The 11799-nt window shown below is 75.3% G+C and carries 10 protein-coding genes and 1 pseudogene; 6 read left to right on the forward strand and 5 right to left on the reverse strand.

Annotated elements, in window-relative coordinates; genetic code table 11:
• The 3 genes and pseudogenes from EF918_RS38480 to EF918_RS24785 all read left to right on the forward strand — a co-directional run.
• Nucleotides 1–249: pseudogene (locus tag EF918_RS38480) on the forward strand (M1 family peptidase); the annotation flags it as partial.
• A gap of 831 nt (nucleotides 250–1080) precedes the next feature.
• Complete coding sequence (locus tag EF918_RS24780) at nucleotides 1081–1638, forward strand: hypothetical protein (protein ID WP_125650632.1); 558 nt, start codon at nucleotides 1081–1083, stop codon at nucleotides 1636–1638.
• Nucleotides 1635–2276 (forward strand): response regulator transcription factor, encoded by a 642-nt coding sequence (locus tag EF918_RS24785; RefSeq protein ID WP_260610623.1) that lies wholly within the window; start codon nucleotides 1635–1637, stop codon nucleotides 2274–2276. The genes EF918_RS24780 and EF918_RS24785 overlap by 4 nt, the downstream gene beginning before the upstream one ends.
• Nucleotides 2277–2328: 52 nt before the next feature.
• Here the strand turns inward: EF918_RS24785 and EF918_RS24790 are convergent, their stop codons facing one another.
• The 5 genes from EF918_RS24790 to EF918_RS24810 all read right to left on the reverse strand — a co-directional run bounded on the left by EF918_RS24790 (nucleotide 2329) and on the right by EF918_RS24810 (nucleotide 8810).
• The gene (locus EF918_RS24790; protein ID WP_125650634.1) at nucleotides 2329–3570 is read right to left on the reverse strand and encodes a cytochrome P450; all 1242 of its coding nucleotides are present in this window, start codon (nucleotides 3568–3570) and stop codon (nucleotides 2329–2331) included.
• Nucleotides 3567–3788 (reverse strand): MbtH family NRPS accessory protein, encoded by a 222-nt coding sequence (locus tag EF918_RS24795; protein WP_125650636.1) that lies wholly within the window; start codon nucleotides 3786–3788, stop codon nucleotides 3567–3569. Before EF918_RS24795 ends, EF918_RS24790 begins: the two co-directional genes overlap by 4 nt.
• Complete coding sequence (locus EF918_RS24800; RefSeq protein WP_125650638.1) at nucleotides 3785–6868, reverse strand: non-ribosomal peptide synthetase; 3084 nt, start codon at nucleotides 6866–6868, stop codon at nucleotides 3785–3787. Before EF918_RS24800 ends, EF918_RS24795 begins: the two co-directional genes overlap by 4 nt.
• A 3-nt stretch (nucleotides 6869–6871) precedes the next feature.
• The gene (locus EF918_RS24805; RefSeq protein ID WP_125650640.1) at nucleotides 6872–8551 is read right to left on the reverse strand and encodes a class I adenylate-forming enzyme family protein; all 1680 of its coding nucleotides are present in this window, start codon (nucleotides 8549–8551) and stop codon (nucleotides 6872–6874) included.
• An 85-nt stretch (nucleotides 8552–8636) separates the two neighbouring features.
• A complete protein-coding gene (locus EF918_RS24810) occupies nucleotides 8637–8810 on the reverse strand; it encodes a thiazolylpeptide-type bacteriocin (RefSeq protein ID WP_125600985.1) in 174 nt (57 codons plus the stop codon).
• Between the two features lie 228 nt (nucleotides 8811–9038).
• On the opposite strand from EF918_RS24810, the gene EF918_RS24815 reads away from it, so the two are divergent.
• The 3 genes from EF918_RS24815 (at nucleotide 9039) to EF918_RS24825 (ending at nucleotide 11665) form a co-directional block, all read left to right on the forward strand.
• Nucleotides 9039–9599 carry a hypothetical protein gene (locus tag EF918_RS24815; RefSeq protein WP_125650642.1) on the forward strand — a complete coding sequence of 187 codons (561 nt, stop codon included), beginning with the start codon at nucleotides 9039–9041 and terminating at the stop codon, nucleotides 9597–9599.
• Nucleotides 9600–9782: 183 nt separating this feature from the next.
• Nucleotides 9783–10796: a hypothetical protein gene (locus EF918_RS24820; protein ID WP_260610625.1), complete on the forward strand. Its 1014-nt coding sequence runs from the start codon at nucleotides 9783–9785 to the stop codon at nucleotides 10794–10796.
• Entirely contained in the window at nucleotides 10793–11665 is an 873-nt protein-coding gene (locus tag EF918_RS24825; protein ID WP_125650647.1) for an ABC transporter ATP-binding protein, read from the forward strand. Before EF918_RS24820 ends, EF918_RS24825 begins: the two co-directional genes overlap by 4 nt.
• The last annotated feature ends 134 nt before the right edge of the window (nucleotides 11666–11799 follow it).

Raw genomic sequence — 11799 nt, forward strand, 5'->3', positions numbered from 1 at the left:
TCCCCGCACTCCCCGGTCAGCCCCGCCGACGGCACCGGCCGGGAAGCGGCGACACCCGACCGGCCCTCCTACGAGGCGCCCCTGCGCGCCGACGCCGACGGCCCGCACCGGACCGGGCGGCAGACGGTCTCCTTCCGCAATGCCGCCCGCACCCCGCTGCGTTCGGTGGACGTCCGGCTGTGGGGCAACGGCACCGACCGGTGCGGAGCCCCGGGCCGGCCCTCACCCGTGCGCGTGGCCCGGGTAAGGATGGCCGAGCGGCTGGTCGAGGGACATCTTCACAAGGACCGGGGCTCCAGCACGCGTTCCAGCGACGGATGGATCTGGGTCAGCAGGCCGTGGTGTCGGTTCGCGACCCTGGTGGCCTCGCCGGGGCCAGGTCGTCGTCGAGGCCGACGGTCATCTCCTCATCGGCGGTCCGTCGATGCCTCCGGACCCGGTGACACCCCCCCGGATCATCAACCGCAACAAGGGGGGAAGTCATACCGGGCGGCCCAAAGGAGGCCGGAGGCCCCATTGCGGAGCCACGAAGACGGTATCGGGGGTGCCACCCTCGATAGCTGTTGACATGGGGACGATCTATCCGCGTTGACGCCTCGGCAGACGCATGTAATGTGCCGTGAGTTGGGTGATTGTTCGCATTGTCGCCCTGCCGGGGCGGACCGCACCAACTCCCCGGGCGGCGCGTCACACGAGTACGGGGGTACGGCCATGAGCAGGACGCCGAGGTGTCGCCACTGTTGGCGGAGCGGTGGGAGAGCCGGTGCCATCGCCAGACGGGAAGAGCCGCGGCGCGACGGGTGACGCGATGTTCCGATCACTCATGGACGCCCTGCGAGCCCGCCGGACCCTCCCGCGCCCGGCCGTCTCCGTGCTGATCCTGCTCACCCTCGTACGGCTGGTGCTGCTCCTCACGGGCACCGACGCCGGCCCGGCCGCCTGGGCCTGCGGGATCGCCCTCGCGGCGGTCTTCCTCGCCGTGCCGTGGGTGTCGGACCTCGGCGAGGAGGGGGAACGGGAGACCCCCGACCGGGCGGCGCACCTGCACGACCTCGTCGGGCAGGACTCACCCTCATCGCCATGGAGGCCCAGAGGGCCCGGGCACAGCCCGGACCGGCACAGCCCGGGTCGGCACCGGCCGGTGACGGCCCGTCCGGCATCGAGTCCGTGGGCGCGCGGGCCCGCACCCTGCTCTCCCGCAGGGAATCGGAACTCATGTCCCTGCGCGGAACCTCCTTCGCCGAGGAGCGCAGGCGCGCGGAGGAGGCCTGCGCAGCCGCCCGGCGCTCGCTCACCGTACGGTTCGAGGTGCCTGGCGGGCCGCTCGCACCGCAGGCCGACCAGGTCCTCGGCCGTGTCCTGCGGGAGACGATGACGAACGTGTTCCGGCACGCCCCCGGCGCGCGCTCCTTCCGCTTCTCGGTCGGCGAGGACCGGCGGGGCATCGCGTTCACCGCCGTCGACGACGGCGGCCCCGTCCCGCCGCCCCGGCCCGGCACGGGCCCGACCGGCCTGCGAGACCGGCTCGCGGAGATCGGCGGCGAACTCGAGGCGGACGTCACGGCGGACGGCCGCTTCGCCCTCACCGGCCACATCCCCCGGACCATCGCCACCGGATCCCCCGAGGAGGCGCCGTGACCGACCGCCCAACGGACGCCGGAAAGCCGCCGGACATCCGCATCCTCGTCGTCGACGACCACCGCATGGTCCTCGGCAGCCTCGCCGCGGCCCTGCACGCCACCGACGGCTTCGAGGTCGTCGCGGCCGTCAGCCGCAGCGAGGACGTGGTCCCCGCCGTGCTCAAACACCGGCCGGCCGTCGTCCTGCTGGACTACAGGCTGCCGGGGCGCGACGGAGTGGCACTCCTGGGCGACATCCGCGCGGTCCACCCCGCGTGCCGCGTCGCCATGATGACGGCCATGCGCCAGCGGTCCGTCGTACGCGACGCCATCGCCCGAGGAGCGCTCGCCGTCATGTCCAAGAGCGCTCCGCTGTCCCAGCTCATCACCACCCTGCGCGGAGTGGCGGCCGGACAGCTCACCCTGGACGAGGAGGTGCTGCCCTGGGTCACGCAGGCCGGCGACTGCCTGCTCAACGAGCGCGAGCGCGACGTCCTGCGGGTCGTGGCCACCGGAGCGTCCATCGGCGAGATCGCCGCCGAACTGAGCCTGGCCCAGGGGACGGTGCGCAACGTGGCCTCCAGCGCCATCAAGAAGCTGGGTGCGCGCAACCGGTACGACGCGACGCGCATCGCGGCCGAGCAGGGCTGGCTCTGACCGCCCGGCCGGGAGGGTGCGTGCGGAGTCCGCCGCGCCCGCCCTCGGCCGTTCACGCCCGCGACCAGCTGAGCGGCAGACTCACCCGTCCGCTGAGGAAGTTCGAGTAGACGGGACCGCCCGGCCCCGTCTCCTCCATCGTCCCCACCAGGGTGCGCAGCCCGTCGAGCAGCGTCCCGATCTCGACCCGTGCCAGGTACGCGCCGAGGCAGAAGTGGGAGCCGTACGCGAACGACACGTGCCGGTTCGGGGTCCTGGCCAGGTCGAAGCGGTCCGGCCGGTCGAAGACCCGCTCGTCGTGGTTGGCGGAGACGTTCCACACCGTCACCACGTCGCCGGCCGCGACGGCCCGCCCCCGCAGCACCGTGTCCGCCGCCGTAGTCCGGCCGGCGTGCAGCGCGGGCGAGGTCCAGCGCAGCACCTCCTCAACCGCCGACCGCGTGGACACCTCCCCGGCGCGCAGCAGCCGCCACTGACCGGGGTGCGCCAGGAGCGCCCGTACCCCGCCGATCATCGAGAGCCTGGTCGTCTCGTCGCCGCCCAGGATCAGGCTGTAGCAGTTGAGGACGATCTCCTCGTCGGTCAGCGGTTCACCGCCCGGACGGAAGCCCGCGAGCGCGCTGATCACGTCGTCGCCGGGGGCGTCGCGGCGGCGCGCGGCCAGTTCCGCGAAGTACAGCAGGATGTCGTTGCGCGCGAGCCAGGCCTCCTCCGGACCCGCGTCCGCGTGCTCGGAGCCCAGCGCGGCCGAGGTGAGGGCGAGCAGCTCGTCCCGGTCCGCCTGGGGCACGTCCAGCAGGTCGCAGATCGCACGCAGCGGGATCCGTGCCGCCACGTCCCGGGCGAAGTCGCAGACGCCCCGTTCGAGGGCCTCCTCCAGCAGGGCCAGGGTGGCGGTGCGCACGCTGCGCACGACGCCGTCCAGCGCCCGGGGCGAGAAGGACTTCATCAGGGCGGTGCGCAGCCGCGTGTGGCGGGGGCCGTCGGTCACGGCCAGCATGCTGCCGCCCGCCGAATCGCCGCCCGCGAGCAGGGTGTCGAGGACGTTGCCGCGGTCGGAGCGGAAGGTCTCGGCGTCCCGGTACACGGCCGACACGTCCTCGTGCCGGGTCACCACCCAGAAGCCCGGCCTGCCGTCGCGGGGCGGCTGCCAGTGCACGGGATCCCGGTCGCGCAGGGTGCACCAGACCTCGGTGAGGTCCTGCTCGGCGTGCAGGACCGGGTCGGCCAGGTCGAGGCCGACAGGCAGTCGGGGCGGTACGTCCACGCCTGCGGGCGGGTGCAGGACGGTCATCGGCGTGCCTCGTCGGAGGGGGTCGTGGCGGTGTGCGCGACCCGCGCCAGGCAGGCGCTGCGGCCGGCGGGCCCGTGGAGCGTCCACCAGCCCCGCGGCACGGGGACGAAGGCGGGCCACAGGGCCGTCCGGCCCTCCTGGCCGTCGCCGTAACCGAGGCCGTTGACATCGCAGAGTACGAGGAACCGGCCGTCCTCGTCGTCGAAGGTGTTCCTCATCGGGCGGTGCTGCCTTCCTTGCGGCGGGCGGCGCCGGCCAGGCTGCGCGGGGTGCAGCCGGCGAGCGCGTCGCGCGGGCCGATGCCGAACCCGGCGCGGCGGGCCAGCGTGATCAGTTGGACGAGGCGGATGCTGTTGCCGCCGATGCCGAAGAAGTCGTCGTCCGGACCGGTGCCCGGGACGCCGAGCACCTCGTCGAAGAGTGCGGCGAGCAGGGCGGTCTCCGGGTCCGGGCCGTCGTCGGCGGGCGCGGCCGCGCCGGGCGCGGCCGCGTGGCGGCGCTCCAGCAGGGCCGCGCGGTCCAGCTTGCCGTGCGCGGTCAGCGGCAGCGCGTCCCACAGGTGGTACTCGGCGGGTACGAGATGCCCGGGCAGCAGCCCGCCCAGGTACCGCCTCAGCTCGGCGGCGTCCAGGTCCGCGGCACCCGGCCGGACGGCGAGGTGCGCCGCCAGCACCCGGTCGCCGGCCGGGTCGGGGCGCGCGGAGACGGCAGCCTGGGCGACCGCCGGATGCGTGCGCAGCGCGGCTTCCACCTCACCTGGCTCGACCCGGAAGCCGCGCACCTTGACCTGGTCGTCGCAGCGGCCCTCGTAGGCGAGCTCCCCGCCCTCCGTCCAGCGGGCCCGGTCGCCGGTGCGGTACATGAGGGAGCCGGGCGGGCCGTACGGATCAGGTACGAAGCGCTGCGAGGTCAGGGCCGGCCGCCCCAGGTAGCCGAGGGCGACGCCGCGGCCGGCGACGTACAGGTCACCCGTCATGCCGGGCGGCAGCGGCCGGAGTCCGGGACCCAGTACGGTCACCCGTGTTCCCCGTACGGGACGGCCGATCAGCGGGGTGCCGGAGCCGGACAGCGGCCCGTGCAGGGTCGCCGCCACGGTGCACTCGGTCGGACCGTACGCGTTGATCATGCGCCGGCCGCGAGACCAGAGCGCCACGAGGTCGCCGGGACAGGCGTCACCGCCGACGATCAGCGTCGCGAGGTCGGGCAGCGGCGTGCCGGCCGGCAGGGTCGCCAGGACGGCCGGCGGGATGAGCGTGTGGGTGACGCGTTCGGCGGCGAGCAGACCGGCGAGGGGCTCGCCGACCAGGGTGCTGCCGGCGGGCGGGACGACGAGGGTGGCGCCCGCGGCGAAGGCCAGCACGCTCTCCAGCACCGCGGCGTCGAAGCTCGGCGAGGCGAACTGCAGGACCCGGGCGGTGGAATCGGCGGCGCAGCGGTCGACGAGGGTCGCGGCCAGGTCGGCCAGGCCCCGGTGCGGGACGACGACGCCCTTGGGGTCTCCGGTCGACCCCGAGGTGTAGATGACGTACGCGGGCGCCTCGGGGTCGGCGTCGGGAGGCGGCGGCACGTCCGTCGCCGCGGAGGCGTCGAACGCGGCCGGGTCCACAAGGACGTGGCCGCAGCCGGCGTCGGCGGGCAGGGACGGCAGGGTCTCGGCGCTGACCACGGCCAGTGCCGGTGCGGCGTCGCGGACCATGTACCGCACCCGGGCGGCCGGGTAGCACGGATCCACCGGAAGGTAGGCGGCGCCCGTGCGCTGCACGGCGAGCTGGGCGACGGTCATGGCGCGCGAACGCGGCAGCAACAGGGCGACGACCTCCCCCGGCCCGGCCCCGGCGGCGGCGAGTCGGCCGGCGAACCACGCGGCGGCCCCGTCGAGCTGCGCGTAGGTCAGGTCGCCCTCGGGGGAGGCCAGCGCGAGGGCCCCGGGTGTGGCGGCGGCGTGCCGGGCCACGGCGGAGGCCAGGGTCAGCGCAGGCGCGGCCGGATCCGGTTCCACGGAACCCGGTCCCTCCACCGCGCCCGCGCCGTCCACCGCGCCGGGCAGGGCCAGCAGGCCGACCGGCCGCTCGGGGTGCTCGGCGAACTCCGCCAGGGCCGCCTCCAGGCAGTCCAGCAGCCGCTCCGGCGCCAGGTGGCCGAGCGCACCCGGACGGTGGTCCAGGCGCAGGGAGAGGCGGTCGCCCGGGACCACGGAGAAGCCGGCGGCGTAGTGGCTGGCGTCGTACGAGACCGCGGACGCCAGGCGCAGCCCCGGTACGAGCAGGTCGAACTCGGCGGCGGCCAGCGGCGCGCGCTCGGCGACGGCGACCGTGTCGAAGAGCGGCCCGGACCCGGCGATGCGCTGGACGTCGGCGGGCCCGAACTCCGCCGACCAGGGCTCCAGTTCGTCCAGCAGGTCCTGGACCCCGGTCACCAGCTCCGTCCAGGAGCGGGCCGGGTCCACGGTCACCGGGACGGGCTGGACGGTGGCGTGGGCGCCGATCGGGGGCTCGGCGGCCCGCGCCCCGCGTCCGGTGGGCAGCCCGCCGACGACCACCCGGTCCCGGCCTGCCGACAGCGCCTGCAAGGCCGCCCAGACGCCCTGCACCACGGCGTCCAGGCTCACGCCCGCGGCTTCGGCGCGCGCCGCGAGCCGGCTGCTGCGCCGCTCGTCGAGCTGGCGGGTCAGCCGCACGGGAGCGGTGGTGAGGCCGGTTCCCAGGAGCAGCGGGGAGGCGTCGGCGAGGACCGCCCGCCAGCCCCGCCCGGCGGCCGCCCCGTCCACGGCGGCGGCGGGCGGCAGGAGTTCCGGCGCGGGCAGCCCGGCAGGCCCGGCCGCGTACCCGGTGAACAGCTCCCTCACCAGCCGCGGCTGCGACCAGCCGTCGCACACCAGGTGATGGTGGGTCAGCACCAGTACGGAGCGGTCCTCGCCCGTCCGCAGCAGCAGCATCCGCAGCAGCGGCGGAGCGTCCAGCGCGAAGGGGGTGTCGCGCTCCGCACGGGCGAGGCGCGCCACCTCCTCCTCCCGCGCCCGCTCCGTGAGACCGCCCAGATCGGTCTCCCGCCAGGGCAGGGCGAGGTCCCCGGCGGCCACGACCGCCGCCGGCCCGGAGTCGCGGAGGGTGAACCCGGTTCGCAGGACGGCGTGGTGAGACAGCAGCCGGTCTCCGGCCGTGCGCAGCCGCGCCGCGTCCAGCGGCCCGTCGAGCCGGAGCACGAGCTGGAGGTTGTACAGCTCGGGGGCGTTCTGGTCGCGGCCGTAGACGAGCGTGACGAGCAGTCCGCGCTGCGCCGGGGTGAGCGGCGATGGCATGTCTTACCTCGTGTTCTCGGTGTGTCGGGGGGTGCGGGGCGTACGGGTGGCGGGGCCGGCGAAGGCGATCACGTCCGGGTCGCCCGCGGGCGCGCCGATGCGCCGCAGGTCGGGCTTGCCGTTGTCGGTCAGCGGGATCCGGGACCACAAGGCGATCCGCGAGGGGGCGTGCGCCGGCGACAGGCTCTCCGCCACGGCGGCCCTGAGCCTGCCGAGCAGCTCCCGAGGATCCCCGGCCCCGCCATCGGCGTCGCCGGTGCCGGCGGCGGTGACCGCGGCGCCGACGTGTTCGCCCGCCTCGCCGTCCACCACCCGGTGGACCACGGCCTCGGCGACGGCCCCGGTGCCGAGCAGTGCCCGGGACACCTCGGCCGGGCGGACCTTGACCCCGGAGGTCTTGATGACGCCGTCCAGCCGGTCCACCAGGTGGAGGTAGCCGTACGCGTCCCAGTGGCCGAGGTCGCCCGTACGCAGCCAGCCGTCGTGCAGGACGCGGCGGGACGCCTCCGGGTCGCCGACGTAGTGGGTCATCATCTGCGGTGAGCGGACCAGTACTTCGCCGGTGGCGCCTTCCGGCAACGGCCGGGTGCCGCCCCCGGGCCCGCACACGCGGACGTCCACCCCGGGGAAGGGCCGGCCGGCCGAGGGCAGCAGCTCCCGCTCCCAGTGGTCGACGGGTTCGAGCACGGTCACCCGTCCCGCCTCGGTGGTGCCGTAGCACTGGACCAGGCAGGCGCCGAAGACCTCGCGGGCGCGCTCCAGCCGTCCGGGGGAGGCGGGCGAACCGCTGTAGACCAGTGCCCGCAGCGACCCGAGGTCGCAGGCAGCCAGGCCCGGATGGTCGAGCAGCGCGTACAGGTGCGGTACGGCCAGGTACGTGCGGGTGACGCCGTGCGCGGGCACCGCGTCGAGCACCGCCGCGGCCTCGAAGCGCTCGTGCAGCACCAGGGTTCCGCCGGCGCACAGCACCGCGTCCGCCATGGGCCCGGCGGCATGGCTCAGCGGGGTCACCACCAGCATCACGGGTTCCTCCGCGGCCAGCCGGGCGGCGTCGCCGAGCACCAGGGCGCTCCAGGCGGCGAGCGGCTGGCGGACGCCCTTGGGCCGGCCGGTGCTGCCGCTGGTGTACGTGACGACCGCGGCCCGGTCCAGCGCCCCGGGCGCGGGCGCCGGACCGGACCGCGGCTCGCGGGTGCGTACCTCCCCGCCCCCGGCCGGCCCGGCGGGGCAGTCGGCGACGACCACCGTGAGGGGGTGGGGCGTACGGGCGCGGACGGCATCGGCGTGCCGGGCGTGCGCCGGGTCCACGACGAGGACGCCGGCCCCGTTCTCCGCCAGGATCGCCGCTTGCGCGTCGGCGTCGAGGAGCACGCCGTCGGGCCCGGGGTTGACGGAGCGCAGGTGGACGACCGTGGCACCGAGCAGATGGGCCGCGTACCGGTGGGCCAGCAGGGCCGGGTGGTTGGCCTCCGTGAGGAGCCCGACGGCGGGCGGGGCCGCCCCGGGCGGGACGGGCAGGCCGGTGGCCGCGAGGGCGTCGCGTGCGTGCAGGACCGCGTCGCGCAGTCGGCGACCGGTCAGTTCGAGATCGCGCCAGCGCACCGCGACCGTGTCCGGCCGTGCGGCCAGGACGTCGAGGACGCGGGAGACGTAGTGCTCCCGGGCGGCCGGGTTCGGGGTCACGCTCCTCCTCCGTGCTCCGTGCTCCGGGTGTCTGTCCGACCGGCGGCCGGAGCCGCCGGACGGACAGGAGTGGGACGTCGTCGGATCAGCAGCAGGACGACGACGAGGAGGAGGACGAGGAGCAGCACAGGGCGTTGCCGCTCGAAGCGCCCATCTCCGGGAGGGCCACGCCGTCGGCGACGTCCAGGACCTCGAGCTCCTCGATGTCGAAGGAGGTGAAGAGCTGGTCGAAGTCGGCAACAGCGGTGGTGTTCGCCATGACGGTATTCCTCTCATGTTTCCGAATGCGGCCCGTATGCGGACCGGCGACCTGATGCTGCACCAGGAACCGGGCTGTCCGAAACCATTCGGATCCCACCTCTGACAATGCTCACGACTCGCGTGACAAACGTCATCGAAATCGGCCCGAATTCATTTTCTGCGGTATGGGGGCGCACCCCGGGGCCTTAGAGTGAGCCGTCGAGACCCGTGCCAGAGGAGGCCCCCCATGGACCCCGGTTCCCGTACCGGACGCGCGCCCCGCGGGCCGCTGATCGGGGCCGTCTTCGGAGCCGTCTGGTTCCTCATAGGCCTGGGCGCGCTGCACGGCCCCGCCCGTGCGGCCGCGGCCGCGGCCGGCGCCCTGCTCGCCGTCGCCGTGACCTTCGCCGTTCTGCGTTCCCGGCGCGCTCCCGCGCCCGCCCCGGCCGGCCCCGTGGCGCCGCGCGGGCGCGCGTTCGTCAGGCTCCTCGTGGTGCAGGCCGTCCTCCTCGGCGCCGGCGCAGGACTGATCAACAGCCGCCTGGACACGCCCCAGTTGGCGTTCTCCTGGGCCGCGCTCGTTGTCGGCGGCCACTTCTTCCCGCTGGCCCGCGTCCTCGGCGCGCCCCTGCTGCGGGTCCTTGGCGCGGTGATGGTCGCGGTGGTCGCCGCGACCGTCGCCACCGCCCTCGTGGCGCCCGGCACCACCCCGTGGATCTGGCAGGCACTGCCCGGCCTCGGCTGCGCGGGCGCGCTGTGGGCGGCCGTCCTGCCCACCGGGGCGCGCAGCCGCGCGCGGCGCGGATGACACTTGTCACGCGCGCCGTGACAGGTGTCAGGAAAACCCCGTCGCGGCCGCTTTCCGCCCCCATCGGCGGACCACAATGTCTCCGTGAAAGAGGGAGGCGTGACGGTGAACGTGGAAGACGAAGTCGAAGACCCCGTGGGAATACGCGTATTCAGCCGGGTCCCGATGAATCCGGAATGGTCGGTGGACCGCCTCGTGCCCCTGGTCCGTGCATTGCGGACCGAGCACGGCGCACCCGTCGTGTATCTCGAACGCGGCTGGCTGCACGGCCCGCACGTCGACGTCGTCGCCCGCCCCGGCCCGTCCGGCCCGCTCCCCTGGAAGGCGCTGGCCTCCCGCGCCGCGGCCCCGCCGATCGGCGACCGGGAACCCCTCACCGAACGCGCCTACCTCGCGCAGGCCCGCGAACTGGGCCGTCTCGAACAGGTGGACCCGCCCTACCTGCCCATGGCCCCGCACGGCACCGTGCGGCTCGTGCCCGCCGCGCAGTCCCACCCCGGCTGGCCCGAGCGGGTCCGGCCGCTGCGCGAACTGGCCCTGTCCCGCATGACCGCGCCCGTCGTGCACTGCCTGGAATCCCTCGCCCGGGACCCCGGGAGCGCCCTGGTGCGGATGGCCGAGGCCTTCACCGCGCTCGCGGCGGCCCACCCCTACGGGGTGCCGCACGGCACCTTCTCCTTCCGCTCCCACGCCGAGGCGTTCTTCCACTGGGCCGGCCCCGGGAAGGACCCCCGCGCCGCGTTCCGGCGGCGGCTCGACGCGGAGCGCGCCGTCCTGCGCCCCGTCGTCGAACGCGCCCTGAACGGCGGGGAGAGCGCCACGGCCGCCCAGTGGCGCGCCGCCCTGTCGTACGGCGCCGGCCTGTTCGAGGCCTCGGCCGTGCAGGGGGAGACCACCCCGGCCCTGCTCGACTCGCTGGCCGGCGCGCAGCCGGACGCGGGGGAGGCGGCCGCACGCAGCGCCTTCCACACGGCCGTAGCGGACGCAGGCGTCACCGACACCGGCGCGCCCTGGTTCCTGGCCTACCGGCTGGCGATCAACCTCTTCTACCGGCAGCTGCCGCTGTTCGGCGTCTCCCCGATGATGCGCTACTACCTGTGCCACGCCGTCGCCGAGACCGTCGACGAGATCACCGGCGTGACCTGGCAGGAGCGCCTCGCCGGACGCACCCCGCACCGCCCGGAGGCCGCCGCGTGAGCGGGGCCCGCGACGGCGCGGCGGCCATCGAGGTCACCGGCCTCGTCAAGCGCTACGGCGACCGGACCGCACTCGACGGCATCTCCTTCGAGGTCGGCAGGGGAGAGGTCTTCGGCCTGCTCGGCCCCAATGGCGCCGGGAAGACCAGCGCCGTCGAGATCCTGGAGGGCCACCGGCCCCGCACCGCCGGTACCGTACGGGTCCTCGGCGCCGACCCGGCCACCGCCGGGCGCGCCTGGCGCGACCGCATCGGCATCGTCCCCCAGAACTGTACCGACCACGGCTACTGGCGCGTCGGCGAACTCGCCGCCCAGATCGCCGGCTGCTACTCCGACCCCGTCCCGGTCGGCGAACTGCTCGGCCTCGTCGGCCTCGGCGACCTCTCCCGCCGGCTCGTGGCCACCCTCTCGGGCGGCCAGCGCCGCAGGCTGGACGTCGCCCTCGCCCTCGCCGGCCGACCCGCGCTGCTGTTCCTCGACGAACCGACGACCGGCTTCGCCCCCGAGGCCAGGCGCGAGCTGTGGGGCGTCGTCGAGCGGCTCAAGGAGGCCGGCACCGCCGTCCTGCTCACCACCCACTACCTCGACGAGGCGGAACGCCTCGCCGACCGCGTGGCCGTCCTGCGCGCGGGCCGCATCATCGGCGTCTCCTCGCCCCAGGACCTCGGATCCGCCGACGCCGGCACCGAGATCAGCTGGCGGGAGGGCGGCGAGACGCGCCGCACGCGGACGCACGACGTACCCGGTTTCCTCGCCGGACTCCAGGAGCGCCTCGGCAACGACGTACCGGAACTCGAAGTCCGGCGGCCGTCCCTGGAGGACCGCTACCTGCAACTGATCGACCGCGAACCCGGGAGCACCGGCACATGAGCACACCCCCCGCCGGTCGGTGACCAGGGAGCCGATGGCGACGCCGAGGAAGGAGTTGGCCAGCGCGCCGAGGAGGAACACCCACAGCAGCAGCGCCCAGCGGGCGGGCGAGGCGGGCAGGACGAAGCCGAAGG

It is taken from the genome of Streptomyces sp. WAC06614 (genome assembly GCF_003949795.1).
In the GTDB taxonomy this organism is placed as follows: Bacteria; Actinomycetota; Actinomycetes; order Streptomycetales; family Streptomycetaceae; genus Streptomyces.